Raw genomic sequence first — 15401 nt, 5'->3', positions numbered from 1 at the left:
GTTATAGGTAACCTCACGAAAAGCCAACGCTTTAGTGACACCAGAATAATTTAATATTTCATCGTTAAATCACAACAATGTTACTGGCGTAGAAAGGCCGATAATAAAATGGCCTTTTTAACTGCTTTTGCTAATCATTTAAATCATGATCAGCAAGAACAGCACCAATTACATCATTACCAATTAAAATAATTCCAATGTTATCCTCTGGCGTTACTCCTGACAATTCAACACCAAAAGCTTTAATTATTTTTTCTTTAGAATTAGAATATCGTGCGTAAAACCTCTGATCTGGCTCGTTGCGACTACAGCGAGTTACTTTCACTATTAAATAAATCAAAAAACGCCTAAAGTGCGATGAAAGCAGAATAGCGTAAAATAAATTTTTGAAACCATATATATTTTAGCATTTATGTATTCATAGTACTAATATCAATGCAAAAATGCATTTAGATAAATTTATCGAAAACTATTACCCAAAAATCATGAGCTATAAACTTATCGAAAAGGCAAGGCAGGCCATGCAGAAAAGTAAGGTAAAAACCGTGTAGGTCGATCATGTGTTGGTCATGTCAATATCTTTCGTCAAAATACCTAGTGAGGTCAGTGTGGTGAATCAATGTTCTTTATGCATAACATTGGCTCACGGCAAAACCACTACTATTAACATTCCTGCGGCAACAATCTTAAAAAACTCGAAAAAGCAATAACAGAATCCGTTATTACTTTACGGCAATAATCTTACTTTATATTATTAAGCACTTTAAAACTGTATATACATCGCACAGCACCGATCCTAATCAAAAAATATTTATAAAATATGAGCACGCCCTTGTGGATAACATTGGTCAGCTTATATAAAGAGTCTTTAGGAAAAACGAAATACCTGAAGCATTAATAATTCAGGAAACAGAAAAACCGCAAAATAATTAAGAGGAAATTTGGCACTCGGCGAGCGCTTTGCAAAAAACATGATGGGCAATAATGAAACCAAGGAAAATCACAAACAAAAATTACAGTTAGAAAATTATCACATAAAAGAAAGATTAGAGAACCTAGAGAGCATGCGGACTGCCGGGGCCTTGCAAACGTTGTGATAGCGAAGTTTGCTGTTCATATTCCGCTTTACCTTCAAGGAATCGATTTCCGGTCGTGCGGATTTGGTGGTTCCGCATTCGAAACTGGCCCAGTGGGTTGGCATGACAGGCGTGCAGTTGCAGCCCTTAGTACATGCCCTGCGTAGCGTTGTGACCGGGCAATAGTTCGTGCACGCGGAAGAAAGACCGGTACAAAAGCTCGCTGCGGACTTGAAGAAAACCAACCGCTCTTATGTTTGGGCGTACGCCACCAACCAGTTCTGCGAAACAGCTGCTATTGTATGCGCTTTCGGCACCAGGAGGGCATGTAAGCATGCTTGTAACTTCCTGAATGGTTGGAAAGGCAAGCTGGTCTGCAACGATTTTGGTATTTACAAAGCCAGCTTCAAGCTCGGCGGGACGGAAATCGGCTGCATTGCTCAGGACCGGAGCAAGTTCTTCGTACTGCCTGCCACCAACAAAAGCAAGCTCGTCGAACAAGCTCTTCGCTATATCCAATTGCTTTACGAAATAAAGAGTAAAGTCCGCGACCTGGAGCCATATTCACTGCACCGAATACAGCAACAAAAAGCCGCACCGTTTATGGCAAGGCTGCATGCCTGGATGATCGGCCATCCCGATCTCGTGCCTGAAGGTTCGGCCATCAGCATAGCCCCGTATTACAGCTTGAAACGATCGGAAGCGCAATCGAGCGACCTTGATGACGGGGCCGTACCCGTCGACGACAATTGGGTCGAGAATCATATCCGACAGTGATCTCTTGGACGCAAGAACTAGCTATTTGCAGGATCGCTACGCAGCGGCAAACAGGCGGCAGCGATCATGAGTTTAACCCACTCCGCACAGACGAACAGGCACCATCCATATGTCAATCTGAAAGACTTTTTGACTCGCCTGCCGACTCAGCAAGCGAGTAAGATTTGTAGTGGACAACTAATCCCGGACACGACGTTAAGTTTTTCTTCGGCCCGGGCTGGTGCCAACCCATCGTTGAATTGATGAGGCCGAATCCAGTTGTACCGATGCATCAAAAAATGGCTGATATCGCGCTTTGCTTCCTGCGCAGTTCGATAGCCCACGGTCGGTATCCATTCCGTTTTCAAGCTGCGAAATAAGCGCTCCATCGGTGCGTTATCCCAGCAGTTTCCTCGTCGACTCATGCTGTGGCGCATGCGGTATCGCCACAACCGCTGGCGAAAGATTCGGCTTGCATATTGGGCGGATTCAACCGGTCGTCGCAACACTGGATTGTTGTACAGACTTTAGATACTCATTGAGTGCTTCGGCAGGTGTTTTCCAGCCGAGTGTTTTTCGAGGTCTAGTGTTAAGTACGTGAGCTACCGCCTGTAATTCTTGGGCACTCCAACGAGAGAGGTCAGTGCCTTTCGGGAAGTATTGCCGTAGAAGGCCGTTCGTATTTTCGTTTGTACCGCGCTGCCATGGACTATGTGGATCAGCAAAGAAAACCTTTACTCCGGACTCGATGGTAAATCGAGCGTGATCCGACAGCTCCTTTCCACGATCCCAGGTCAAAGATCGCCACAGCTCGATGGGAAGATCAGTCACCGTCTTCTTCAATGCGTTGGCCATACTAACAGCCCCATAGCCAGCCAGCGCCGGGCCGTTCTTCGTGCGGGGAATTAGCCCATAACCTTTCTCGCGAGGCAGATGGACGAGCATGGTAAATCGAGTTGAGCGCTCGACCAGAGTTCCAATCGCAGACCGGTTCAGACCGATGATCAGGTCGCCCTCCCAATGCCCGGGTACAGCCCGATCTTCTACCTCAGCAGGGCGACTGGAGATCATGACGTCCTCGCTGACATGTGCCCACACTTTGGCCTGCGCTCTGGCTCTCGGCACGCGCAATGCGCGTCCTGAGCGCAGGCAGCTCACCAGTTCGCGCTTGAGAGCTCCTCGACCCTGAATGTAGAGCGCCTGATATATGGCTTCATGAGAGATGCGCATGGATTCATCATCCGGAAAATCGATCTGGAGCCGGTTGGCAATTTGTTCAGGCGACCAGCCATTGACCCATTTACGGTCACTGCGATGCGGTTTATTTCGGCCTTTGAAGGGTGCTTGCCGAGGCCCAGAAATCTCACGACCATCGGCGTCTTGAACCTTGCCCTCAAGGCGGTCGCGTACGTACTGGTGCAGTCGCGGGTTAGTGACCAATTTCGCTGGTTTCGGTCTCTTGGCCACCAGTTCTGCCTTCCATTGCGCTACTGACGCTCGATATTCAAGCCGACCGCAACGGGTAGCAGCATTTCGTGTCAGCTCCCGTGAAATTGTCGATGGGCTTCGTCCAAGGCGACGGGCGATCTCACGAACGCCAATACTTTGCGCTCGAAGCAGCCCAATCTCTTCTCGCTCTGCAAACGATAAGTATCGTCCTGATATGTGATTCGACATGAATAATGGCATCCCGCCGCGATGACGGAACCAGCGTGTACCTACCGCTGTTGATACGCCAACGGCATGTGCTGCCTTTTCGCTTGTGATGCCTGTTGCAATCTGCACCCAAAATAGCCGCTCGATCTCATTACGAAGTGAGGGCGCACCTGGAGAACGCATCGCTCCCCGGCCCGTCAATTTTTGCATCCATCCTGCGGGTCGTCCCATAAACACCTCGAACAAGGTGTTGCGACGACCGGTTGAATCCGCCTTGCGATCCCTGGTCCGAGTGGAATAGCAGATCCGAAGGCCTGCCACGCTGCTCCTAAGCCATATCCAGCGCTTTGATCACCAGCTCAGCGTCTGGTTTTTCCGACAGTGCCCAGCCCACGATCCGACGCGTACACAGATCCAGAACGACAGCCAGGTAATGCCACTTTCCTTGAGCCCAAATATAGGTGATTTCGCCGCACCAGACTTGATTCGGGCCTGGCACATCAAACTCACGGTTCAAGGTATTCGGAATATCGAGTCTTTCTACTGTCGCTCGTTTGTAGGCATGTGAGCCGGGTTGTTTACTGACTAAATCAAGCTCGCGCATCAAGCTGCGTACTTTGAATCGACCGAGCTGCTCACCGTCTTCACGCATCAGCGAAAAGATGCTGCGGCTCCCGGCAGCGCTACGACTTTGCGTGAACAACTCGCTCACCGGGCTGCGCAACCTAAGCCGTTCAACATCGGGCGTGCGGCGCCTAAGGCGCTGGGCGTAGTAGCACGAACGAGTCACTTCAAACAACTTGCACAGCCAATCAACTGGCTCATGGACGCTCAACTGATTGATCAGCGCGTACGCTCGTGATCTTCCGACATCAAGAGCGCGGTAGCCTTTTTTAATATCGATTTTTCCCGTTCAAGCCCGGCGATCCGTGCTTCCAGCTCCTGAATTTTCTGCTGTTCTGGGGTCAACGCCTTGCTCTGCGGAGTGATGCCTTGGCGCTCTTTCTGAACCTGGTCAACCCAGCGGCGCAACGCTGACTCGCCAATACCGAGTGAACGGCTGGCTTCGATGTAGCTGTAGTTTTGCTTGAGCACGAGGTCGGCAGCCTCGCGTTTGAATTCTGGAGTAAAGGAGCGGCGTTGTTTGGTCATCTGACACCTCGATCTGGCGAGCATTCTCGCCTAAATGGGTGTCCGGTTTCATTAGACCACTACAATTACGGCGTTGCTACCGCATAAGCGGGCGTCCGCTAAGCTATGCAAGGCCCACTTCTCAGAGGCTTACCAACAAAAAGCAGGGATGGTTAGCCAGACGATCAAAAACATCTAAAGAAATCCAAGTACAGGCCGATAAAGCCAATACTCTAATGTGACAGGATTTTCGCATGCTTATCAATGCTAGCAATTCTTCCTCCATACCAAGCAGCCCAAGCAGCCCAAGCAGCCCAAGCAGCCCAAGCAGTGCGACCCCGGCGGAGGCTAACACGACCAATAGCACCAGTGGTAAGACTGTCAGCTCGCCCGCCGAAGCTAAAGGTGCCGGCACTGCAGGTGACGGTCAAGCCACATCAGTTAAGCAGCAATCCGATATTGTAAAAGAGTTGAAGAAACAGATCGAGCAATTGCAAAAGCTACTCCAAGAGCAGCAGCAAGCTTTGCAGAAAGCACAGGCTAGCAGCCAAAGTGCAGAGGCTAAGGCAGTGGCTGTGGCGGCTGCTCAAACGCAGATTGCAGCTACCTCTGCCGAATTACAGACCATGACTTCGGCACTATTGATTGCACTCAATGCCGAAGATAAAGCATCTACCGGTTCAATAGTCAGCACAACGGCTTGAGGCTTCGTCAATGACATTCTTACAGGGCGTGAAGCGGTGTGCGCTGACTTAAGTATACGCTGTGTCTGGCTTTACGAGTTGGGTAGGTGACTTGGCCGGACGGTTACGATCGAACGCACACTGTTTATGCTTGGCTGGCGACACAGTTCCGAGCTAAGCAGCTGCATGCATGTGGGCCTGAACAAAAGTGAAGCCCACACACCCAACGCCTCGGCATGAAGTTATTCTTAATGCGCATGAATGAAATCAGGGATTACATTTTCGAACAACGTAACCGTCCGGCCAACTCACCTTCCTGACCCCGACGCTAAAGGCGATGGTGCGCAACTAGTTTAGGCACGCACCATTTCAAGCCTTTTAAGCGGTTTTTCAATGCAGCCATAACCCCGATCCTATTTTAAATACCTCAAGGCCCAGCTATTCCAAGAGTGCGCTCAGAGCGGCGCTTCAATTGCCAGCGTCGCGCAGCACCAAAGCATCAACTAGAACCTCGTCCATAAATGGACTAGGGTACAAACGAACGAAGTCACGGAGCTGCAACCTGCTTTCACTCCGCTACCTTTGCAGTTCGCCGGAGGCCATTCCCAGGCTGCTTCATCGAGCATCTGCGTTGGAATCTAGCACTCGCGTGGCACAGTCTGAGTGAACTGGCCGACCAAAAAAAGCTGCTGCCTGTGCCTCCTTTTTGCAAAACCAGTTGCAGCGATTCGAATCGATGCGCTCTCACTCTCCACCGAACCGGTGGACATGCGCGCCGGCACCGAAACGGCGTTAGCCGCGGGTCATTGCCGTGTTCGGTGCGGCGAAGCCGCATTGCGCTTATCTGTTCGCCAATCGCCGCGCCAATCGAATTAAAGTTCTGGTATATGACGGCGTGGGTATCCGGTTGGCGGCGCGACGATTGAATCACGGCAGGTTTGATTGGCCCGGCATTCGGCAAGGTTCGGAGTTCGAACTCGATAACGAGCAACTTCAGGCTTTGGTACTGGGCTTGCCATGGCAAAGGGTCGGTGCTGGGGGCTTGATCACATTGTTGTAACGCCTGCCATTGGCACATCGGTTTATCGTTGCTGACTCTAGGCTCTGGCACAATCAACGACATGACTTCCTCGCCAAAGCTCGATCAAATGACACCAGAACAGCTACGTGCCTTGGTCGAAAAAGCCTTGCAGTTGCTGCACCAGGTCGACTTGATGGGCCAGAAAATCCACCGCCTTCAAATGGTCAACGAGCAACTCGCTCTTGAGATCGCCATCCTCAAGCAACACAAAGTCGCCAAGCGCAGCGAACAGCTTAGCCCTGACTAAGGTAGCTTGCTCGACTACCTGCTCGGCACTGATATCGCGGCCATCGAGGCCGAGTTGAAGGCGGTCAATCCGTCACTTACCCCGGATGAGCTAGGTCAGAAACCCAAGCGTGCACCGCTGCCACCGCAGTTACCACGTACAGTGATCCGTACGAGCTAGAAAGCACCCAGTGCGTCTGCGGTTGCCAACCTCAGCGCATTGGCGAAGACGTCAGCGAGAAGCTCGATTGCACACCCGGAGTGTTCACCGTCGAACAGCATGTGTGTGGAAAATGGGCCTGCGGCCAGTGCGAAACACTAATCCAGGCGCCTGTACCGGCCCAAGTGATCGACAAGGTCATCCCGACCGCAGGTCTGTTGGCCCATTTGATGGTGGCGTAGTTTGCCGACCATTTACCGCTGTATCGGCGAGAGAAGATTTTTGGTCGGGCCGGGCAGGCGATTGCCCTCTCATCGCTGGCGCAATAGGTCGGACAGAACGGTGTGCAACTTCAGCCTCCTCTATCAGCTCGCGTACGGCACCCAAGTCGGTTGACTCATCTGGTTCCACACTGCCCTTGATCAGTTATAGCCCTGCAAATGGTTGCTCAAATGCCAGTTCTCCAGCGTTTCACGGAATCGCAGAACTACATGACAAGATTTATCTACTCTAATGCCGTCACACCTCTTCCTGTTTCAACTAATCCTTAGGTAAGTCGAGAAGCATAGAGCACCAAGCTATCATCGAAACCGAATGACGCAAAGGCCTATTTAAGTTGTGTTGCCTAAACGCTTACGATGACGCGTCGACATTTGCTCTTCAGCACAGGAGAACTGCCCCTTAACGTGGAAAATGGCTGCTACGAGGCGCTCGGAGCAGCCCAAAGGCATGGAGCACGAAAAACTTTGATCGATTTTACAAGGCTGGCATTTTTTGAAAGCGTGATGAGTCATTATCCGAAAAAATCGCGTTCTACTTCAGGCGATGCCCAGCTCGCGTCGATCCAGATAAACTGTATGAGCTTTCATTCAGACCCTCTTAAGAATCAGGAAGTATTAACAGGAGTCATGATTATCAATTTGGAATGTCGTTTCATGAGATTGAGTTTTTAGCAGCGATACCATCGGAAACTGCTTTTAGTTGAGGTGGCAAGTCCATCATGCCGAGATGCACCTCGATGAACTGCATGACCGTTGGTTTTTCGGCATGGCGAAGTGCAGCAGCCAGTTCTTTGCTATTGCGCACGCTATAGGTTATGGGTTTGTTTATCATACCAAAAGCGTGAGGAATGAGTGACCAGTCGACAGGTGGAATATCGTTGTAGTATTGATGCTCCCCATGGATAGCCCGTTCAACGGTATACCCGTTGTTATTGATTAGAAAGATTATAGGTGCATGGCCGTCACGTAAAAGACTACTCAGTTCTTGCACGGTCAGTAATGCAGAGCCGTCACCAATGAATAATAGTGTCCGTCGGGCGGGATTTGCGGTCATTGCACCGAAAGTCGCAGGCAAGGTGTAACCAATAGAGCCCCATAGAGGCTGACCGATAAAGGACGATCGAGGGCCAATTTGTAGAGTAACGGAACCAAAGAAAGAGGTTCCTTGCTCGGCGATGATAAGATCTCCATCCTCGATGAATGACTGAATTTTCTGCCAGAAAGTGTGCTGGGTTATAGGTACCTCGGTGTGTTTATTTATGGCTTTTACCGCGGAGGAATTTGTCGCTGGAATTTTGAACGATCCTGGTTTACATCGAGCAATGAGTTGAGTCAGTATTTTAAGGGACTCCTTTAAAGGTATGTTCTTGTACTCTACACCGTGCACGAACACGGAGTATGGCTGGAAATCGACTAAATGTTTGGGATCGGGTAAGTGACTAAAGCTTGCGGTAATATTGTCGGTATACCTGACACCCAAGGACAGGACAATATCTGCATTGTCTAACGCCTGTAGTAATAAAGGGTCGCTCGCTCCACCTGAATAGTTTCCTATATAACTTTTTTGTTTTTCATCCAATACGCCCTTACCCATAAAGAGTGAAGCGTTGGGTAATTTGTGTTCTTCTAAAAGTGCGCGAACCTCCGGAATTAGGCCGAACCGCTCCATCAGGAAACCGGCTAAAAGTACTGGCCGCTTGACTGAAGTCAGTAATCTGTCCAAATGCTCAGTAAGGGCCTTGAGTTGCGAGGTATCGGCGATAGGCTCTTTCAGTTTATACGGTTTTATCTCTCCGACTATCTGCTTATTGACGACACTTAAAGGTAACTCTATGTAACCAGGCCTTTTCTCAGTTAATAGAGCGTCCAAAACCCTATCGATTTCATGCAGTGCATTTTCAGCTGTCAATTTTGTCTGGGCGACAGTCACCTGTTCAGCGCAAGTAGAAAAGTGATTGAATACGCCATCCCCCAAAGTGTGGTGAGCCAATTCCCTGTTCTCTATAGTTTTTTCAAGGGGGCTGCCGACGATCTGGAGCACCGGCACGTATTCTGCGTACGAACCGGCTATGCCATTGATCGCACTTAATTCACCTACACCATAGGTTGTAACTAAGGCTGCGACGCCAGATTGGCGTGCGTAACCATCGGCCGCGTAAGCCGCATTGAGTTCATTCGTATTACCCACCCAGATGACATCAGGATGTGAAACGATATGGTCAAGAAGTTCGAGATTATAATCACCCGGCACACCAAAAACGTGCCGTATACCGATTTCAGATAGGCGGTTGATCAAGTGGTTTGCGACAGTCAGTTTTGATGACATCGTAAGTCCCTATTATGAGGTTGGTATTCGTGCTTCGTGAAGTTTGAGGGTATTAAAACTATCTCGCCTGTGCTATTTTTATGCACCTGTAGAAGGGAAAGGAAGTGAAATTATCTTATAGGTGAATAACCATTGGTTATAGGCGAGAAAAATATGAATATAAGGGCTCTTGAATTTTTCGTTGAAGTTGTGCGTCGAAATAGCTTTATTCGAGCTTCGGAGGTGCTGCACGTTACCCAGCCTGCGATTAGTAAATCAATTAGAGCCTTGGAGGGGGAACTTGGGACCGAGCTTCTTAAGAGAACATCAAGAGGGGTTGAGGCGACGGCTGCCGGCCGCGAACTGTATGCGCACTCAATCAACATCTTAAACGAAATGAAAACCATAAAGTTCAAATTCAATACGCTTGCCCATCATTTTCAGGGTATATTGCGCTTAGGGCTGCCATCTACCACAAGCTCGTCATTTTTTGTTGATATCATCAATGACTTCAAGGTGGCTCATCCACTTGTTGAAATCAAAATATTTGAAAGTGGCTCGTGCTTGTTGGAACGAGCAGTTGCTGATATGGACATAGATATTGCAGCCGTGATGTTACCAGTCGATGAGGATGTATTCGATATCCTACCTTTTTTCGAGGACAGACTGAACTTGGTCGTTTCTGCGGATCATCAATTATCAGGACACGAATGGGTGTCGATTGCTGAATTGGAAAATTATAACTTCATTTCTTTTTCGGAAGATTATAAAATATACGAATATATAAAAGGTTTATGTGCTGAAGAAGGTTTCACACCTAACGTGACATTGAAAAGCAATCACGTTGATCTTATCTTTTCCGTAGTCTCTTCCGGGGAGTGTGTGGCACTTATGCCTGAGTCAGCGTGTCATGAGTTAGGTCAGAATGCGGTGAAATTTATAAAACTGCATGGGGCCATTCCATTTTATTCCTTAGCGCTTATCAGACGAAAAGACAAAGCCCTATCAAAGGAGGGCGCGGCTTTTATGGGTTTTGCTAAAAAGCTCTTTAATATTGAAAGTCAAGCAGGGGTAGACTCTGTACTGGTCAGCTGATTCAGGATAGGGCTTTAAGTTTGGCCGTGGCCAGCCAATCGTTACATTGGTAGAGACATGGGCTTTATTGAGCCTACTGTCCGTTACGTTAAGCTCTTCATCCTTTGCAGAAATGTTCTGCTCAAGAAGCGCACAGGTACCCAATACGAATGCTGACATTCTTGATCAACTGATCGCTTCCAATTATAAGGATTGCTTGGGGTCAATGTGTTGCCGGGCTTAACAGAAGGCAGATTTCCAATATCATCTTCTAATTATTGGGTGATCAAGGCCGACTTTGTGAAAAACAGTCGGTCTGTGGCTTCATAGATAGCTAAGTACGCATCCGAGGAAGAATCCACAGGCGAAGGCTGTGCATGGTACACGCAGCATGCGATACACGCGAATATTTAGTATCGTGCAAAATCTTCATATCTCCACCCCCGCACAATTCAGCGAAAGATCAGCGACTGATGTGCCGCAACTCGGGTGAGTGCGCCGTCCCCTACTACGGTCGCTACATTGCCTGCGCCTAACGCTGCATCACCGCATGCAAATACTCCAAGCACGCTGGCTTCGCGCATCCCATCGACCTTGATGAAATCACCTGTAGGCCCAACTTCAAATTCGCAGCCCAATTGGGCTCCCAATGGGCTACTCATGTGGGTCCAAGGCTGTGTGAATAATCCGGCTAATTTAATCACTTTAGCGCTGCAGAGTGTCACATCGGCGTGTTCTCCGCCGAGCGACAACACGGGCTCGGCGATTACCGTTACCCCACGCCTCGCAAGGCGCCCCATCTGATCGGCATCCGGCTCGAAAAGCCCGTTTAGTAAAAAGATGGTTGGTCCCCAGTCGGGCAGCATCAGCGCATGGTGGATAGCCAGTGGCGATGTTGCCAATACTCCAATTGGCCCGCCATCTAGCTCATATCCGTGGCAATACGGACAATGAAATACTCGTCGCCCCCATCGCTCCGACAGACCCGGATTCTCTGGTAGCTCATCCACAACTCCTGTTGCGAGCACCAAACGCCGAGCTGTGAATTGTTCACCGTTCTCGACGGTAACCATTAAGCCCGCATCGCTCGTACTGGCACGAGTGACCGGCTGGGAATCCCAATGGGCAGTTGGATAAGCGAGAAGTTGGGCTTGTGCATCGCTGCCTATCACGCCGGGATCTTGGCCGTCCCGTCCTAGAAATCCACGTGAGTGGCTGGCGAATCGGTTGCGTCGCCGGGCAGCATCAATGATCAAAACTTGGCGGCGCGCCCGTGCTAGCTGCAAGCCTGCTGAAATTCCGGAGTAGCTCCCGCCTACGATGATCACGTCATAAATCATGAATCAATCCCTCCAAATGTTTAAGCGGTCTAAAAAACTAGACACAACGTAAGTTACGAGAAATTTAGATATCAACAATCTCGTAGCTATTGCTATTTGACTATATATATCTGGTTAAGTCGTTTAGCGCTTGTCCATAAGGTTCTTAATTGCACAGGGGATTGCTTAGTAGGAGGGGGGCAAATGTAGCTGAGAAAAAATTGGAGGCAGTGCTAGATCGCATTTAAAAGGATCTGCGAGATACTACGCACCCCGCCGCTCATCTGACCGACAGCTGAAAAAGGTAGGAGTAACCGCTCAGCTGTACACTAGGCCTAGGTCCTCAAAAAGCCAGTGAGGACGATATTATATATTTTTTCCCGAAGTTCTAGAAGGAGTCCGAATGGTACGAACCGCCCCAAAACAGAATAACGGGTTCAAGAGCATAGTCTTGAAAGAAATTCTTTAGGCGGCAAAACCGGCCAATTGGCGTAGCCAGATATGCGAGATAAATGCGCTTCCATCAGAGCTTAAAATCGCAGAACGGAGTAACTGTCAGGCGAGATACATAGCCGGGCCTGCGTTTTTAGCTCAGCCCAGCATCAGTTGAAATCAAGGCAGCCTAAAATACAACTTACCGTCACGATTGCAGAAATTATTAATAGCGTCATGCGAGGTCACTTTCGTCTCAAATGATCCGTTGGCAGCGCCGTGGTGTATTTAACCTGACTCAATGCAAAGCTAGACCTGATGCTCGCGACACTGGCGATCTGAGTAAGGCACTCAAGCAGCAGCGTTTGGTACTTCAGCAGATCCTCTATCACGACCCGAAGCATGAAGTCAGCTTCTCCACTCATAAGGTAGCATTCCATGACCTCCGGGCGCTTCTGAATAGCATTGGTGAAAACCTCCAATGACTCCTTGTCTTGTTGCTTCAGCGTTACGTGCACAAAGACGTTGACCGCTAATCCAAGCTTCAAGGGATCCACAAGAGCAACCGCGCCTCTCAACACACCCTGTTGCTTTAGGTCAGAGACGCGTCGCCAGCACGGGGACGTTGAGATACCGACCAATTCAGCCAAATCCGCGTTACTCAACTCCGCATTGGCTTGAAGAGCATCTAGGATGGCAAGGCTTGAAGCGTCTAAGCTAGGCTTCTTCAAAGGTATTTTTATCCCTAAATTAAAATAAATCAGAAAATAATATCCTGAAAATATCATATTAGAAATAAAATCAGGAGAGAAATTTTGTGAAAACAAGGACAAACTATCCACATTCTTAGCACTAATTTCTACCGCCGAAGGATGTGATCATGCAAGCCCAAAACGAACCTTCTTCTACAGCCTACCGTTCACGTATTCACAAAGGAGCGGCCACAATTGTCTGGCTGTGCGTCATGGTGCTTCTGTGGGGAATCAGTTGGCCTGTTACGAAATTGGCTCTAACTGAGGTTGCGCCGATATGGCTTTCGGCATTTCGGTTCGGAAGTGCATCCGTTTGTCTGTTCGTATTCGTTGCCTTACGAGGGAAACTGAAGTTCCCACCCAGAGCTGATTGGCCGATAGTCATTAGCATCGGCTTGTTGCAGATGACCGTCTTTACGGGGTTAGGAATGGTGGCCATGACGCATGTGGATACAAGTCGCGCAACGCTCTTAGCCTACACGACACCTCTGTGGGGCTTAATTTCAGGATGGGTGCTTCAAAAAATTCAGCCAACCCGTATTCAGCTCATTGCCCTTGCACTCGGAATGATTGGCATCGGCGTCATTTGCTCCCCGATGGAGATGAACTGGTCGACCCCAGGCGCAGTGATGGGAGCATGCTTCCTCATTACCGGTGCAATTGCCTGGTCGGTGGCAATCCTTCACATTAAGAGTCATAAGTGGCAGGCATCCCCGCTGCAGCTCGCGCCCTGGCAGATGGCGTTAGCCACCATACCGCTCACAATTGCCGCCTACACAATCGAGGGTGTTCCAAATAACGTTGAGGTTAACAGCCGCCTCCTTGAGTTGCTTTTTTTCATTGGGCCAATTGCCACATCCGCCTGCTTCGTAATATCAGCTGAACATGGACGCAGGATCAGTACGTTTGCGATGTCAAACTTCACGCTGGGCGTACCACTGATAGGTATAACCGCTTCAGTCATTTTCTTGAGCGAAAGGTTGAGCCTGTGGTTCAGTATCGGGCTTTCATTCATTCTTGCAGGCATGCTGATGACAATATTGGCTGCATCTCGGCAGGGCCGAACTACGATGAAAACGAAGACTTAATCGCGTAGGATGTTGTACGAATCGGACTCGTTGCTAATCAAGCAATATTTTGTGCGTACAAATTCTGTCCCAACAGCGGCTACACATGAACTACTGAAAGCTCATTTCGGTACTCACGGAGGTTGCGCCACATATATCATAATGCTACGAAGATATTGGAGAGGGTGTGAGCGCATTAGCCAGCTCGCCCCTCACAAAAAATACATGTCTATTCCGACAGCAATCAAAATCGCTTTCTAATCTTGAGCCAATTCTTTCATACTAAATGACTTTGCCGTGCCAGCAAAGCTGGTGCGCGTCAAACGAATCACTAACTAACACACACCAATATAATCTGCGATTAAAAAGGTATAATGCTATGTGCTCACCAATGACTTGCCGCGTCTATTTGTTTCCCGATAGTTTGAATTGATCGAATCATCTTAATTCGCCAAGTAATACTTGACAATTTAACTGATAACATAGTACGCGCTCACTGAAATACTCTAACACACACTAGAACAAATATAAAAATATCAAAAATCAGGATCTACACATGTAAAGCACAAAAAAAGACAACCAAGAAATAGCCAGCATAAATGTAACTACAAGCCAACGCCGCCCCATAATAAAAACCTACTCATAATAATTAATACCTTGGCCAAAAACAGCAAATCAAAAAAACCAACTTACGGCTTATGGTACCCGATCAACTTAAATCCTCCACCTAAAATCCATACAGCAATCAAAATCATAATCTCACAATAAAACGCCTTTCGCATGGCGCTGTGTATACTGCCAACATCATTACCAAGCCATCCTTTATTTCGGCAAGCTGAAAAAACCAAACCAAGTCCGCGATTAAAAATTAAAACATACTTAACAACCAAAATATAAACGACAACAAATGAGGCCTGAAAAGTTAATCTTTAAAGAAACATCACGATAAAAACCGCCATAAAATCGTTTACAAGAATCAAAAAAACACCCATGAAAATGAATATAAAAACTTTTTCAAAAAACCATAAGCCATAAAGAGCTAATATAAAAATTGCGAAAGAAAAATCTCAACCAATCGCGTGCGACATTTTATCAACTCATTTGCTTAACACTCGCAAAATATTAAACCAATAAAAAGTTACCTTTCAAACTTTATTTCATCAGCTGAACTACTAATTAACTCACCCGCTCGACGAACAAGCATTCTCCATTCCTCTCCACTGATAACTCCAGAACTCTCCATATCATCAGCCATCCTCAGCAACCTAAAGTACTGACTCTCAATATCTTGCTCACTTACTACCTCAGTATAAAGCTTTAGCCAGCATTTCACAGCGGCCTTTTTCTTCCGTTGCATTTTAGCACCCATAATCTTCATTTTTAATACTTCGCACTGGCCAGGC

General features: G+C 48.1%; 10 protein-coding genes and 4 pseudogenes. 6 read left to right on the top strand and 8 right to left on the bottom strand.

Features of this window, described 5'->3' with window-relative positions; translation table 11 throughout:
• Positions 1-130 precede the first annotated feature (130 nt).
• A complete protein-coding gene (locus PspR76_RS06100; RefSeq protein WP_159954390.1) occupies positions 131-325 on the bottom strand; it encodes a hypothetical protein in 195 nt (64 codons plus the stop codon).
• 756 nt (positions 326-1081) lie between these two features.
• On the opposite strand from PspR76_RS06100, the pseudogene tnpC reads away from it, so the two are divergent.
• Positions 1082-2096, top strand: a pseudogene (gene tnpC, locus PspR76_RS06095) (IS66 family transposase); the annotation flags it as partial.
• Here the strand turns inward: tnpC and PspR76_RS06090 are convergent.
• From PspR76_RS06090 to PspR76_RS06080, 3 genes and pseudogenes are all read right to left on the bottom strand, one after another.
• A pseudogene (locus PspR76_RS06090) lies at positions 2000-2323 on the bottom strand (integrase core domain-containing protein); the annotation flags it as partial. The pseudogenes tnpC and PspR76_RS06090 overlap by 97 nt on opposite strands.
• Complete coding sequence (locus PspR76_RS06085) at positions 2322-3698, bottom strand: IS30 family transposase (protein ID WP_159954389.1); 1377 nt, start codon at positions 3696-3698, stop codon at positions 2322-2324. The pseudogene PspR76_RS06090 and the gene PspR76_RS06085, both read right to left, overlap by 2 nt.
• Positions 3691-4640: pseudogene (locus PspR76_RS06080) on the bottom strand (IS3 family transposase); the annotation flags it as partial. The pseudogene PspR76_RS06080 and the gene PspR76_RS06085, both read right to left, overlap by 8 nt.
• A gap of 233 nt (positions 4641-4873) precedes the next feature.
• Between PspR76_RS06080 and PspR76_RS06075 the strand changes: the two are divergent.
• The 3 genes and pseudogenes from PspR76_RS06075 to PspR76_RS06065 form a co-directional block, all read left to right on the top strand.
• On the top strand, positions 4874-5323 hold the full coding sequence (locus tag PspR76_RS06075) for a hypothetical protein (protein ID WP_159954388.1): 450 nt from the start codon (positions 4874-4876) through the stop codon (positions 5321-5323).
• A gap of 790 nt (positions 5324-6113) precedes the next feature.
• Positions 6114-6362: an IS66 family insertion sequence element accessory protein TnpB gene (tnpB, locus tag PspR76_RS06070; RefSeq protein WP_159954387.1), complete on the top strand. Its 249-nt coding sequence runs from the start codon at positions 6114-6116 to the stop codon at positions 6360-6362.
• A 61-nt stretch (positions 6363-6423) separates the two neighbouring features.
• Positions 6424-7094 (top strand): annotated as a pseudogene (locus tag PspR76_RS06065) (IS66 family transposase zinc-finger binding domain-containing protein); the annotation flags it as partial.
• A gap of 607 nt (positions 7095-7701) precedes the next feature.
• Here the strand turns inward: PspR76_RS06065 and PspR76_RS06060 are convergent.
• Positions 7702-9375, bottom strand: coding sequence for an alpha-keto acid decarboxylase family protein (locus PspR76_RS06060; RefSeq protein WP_159954386.1), 1674 nt, complete (start codon positions 9373-9375; stop codon positions 7702-7704).
• Between the two features lie 153 nt (positions 9376-9528).
• On the opposite strand from PspR76_RS06060, the gene PspR76_RS06055 reads away from it, so the two are divergent.
• Entirely contained in the window at positions 9529-10449 is a 921-nt protein-coding gene (locus PspR76_RS06055) for a LysR family transcriptional regulator (protein WP_159954385.1), read from the top strand.
• Between the two features lie 431 nt (positions 10450-10880).
• Here the strand turns inward: PspR76_RS06055 and PspR76_RS06050 are convergent, their stop codons facing one another.
• Both PspR76_RS06050 and PspR76_RS06045 read right to left on the bottom strand, forming a co-directional pair.
• Positions 10881-11768 (bottom strand): NAD(P)/FAD-dependent oxidoreductase, encoded by an 888-nt coding sequence (locus tag PspR76_RS06050; protein WP_159954384.1) that lies wholly within the window; start codon positions 11766-11768, stop codon positions 10881-10883.
• 656 nt (positions 11769-12424) lie between these two features.
• Positions 12425-13021: an Lrp/AsnC family transcriptional regulator gene (locus PspR76_RS06045; protein ID WP_236472885.1), complete on the bottom strand. Its 597-nt coding sequence runs from the start codon at positions 13019-13021 to the stop codon at positions 12425-12427.
• A gap of 38 nt (positions 13022-13059) precedes the next feature.
• Between PspR76_RS06045 and PspR76_RS06040 the strand changes: the two genes are divergently transcribed.
• A complete protein-coding gene (locus PspR76_RS06040) occupies positions 13060-14019 on the top strand; it encodes a DMT family transporter (RefSeq protein ID WP_159954383.1) in 960 nt (319 codons plus the stop codon).
• A 1117-nt stretch (positions 14020-15136) separates the two neighbouring features.
• On the opposite strand, the gene PspR76_RS06035 is transcribed toward PspR76_RS06040, so the two are convergent.
• Positions 15137-15376: a hypothetical protein gene (locus PspR76_RS06035; protein ID WP_174245592.1), complete on the bottom strand. Its 240-nt coding sequence runs from the start codon at positions 15374-15376 to the stop codon at positions 15137-15139.
• Positions 15377-15401: the final 25 nt, after the last annotated feature.

The sequence above is a fragment of the Pseudomonas sp. R76 genome, assembly GCF_009834565.1.
GTDB lineage: Bacteria > Pseudomonadota > Gammaproteobacteria > Pseudomonadales > Pseudomonadaceae > Aquipseudomonas.
Note: the sequence above shows the minus strand (reverse complement) of the source record. Positions and strands in the feature narration are given on the sequence as shown.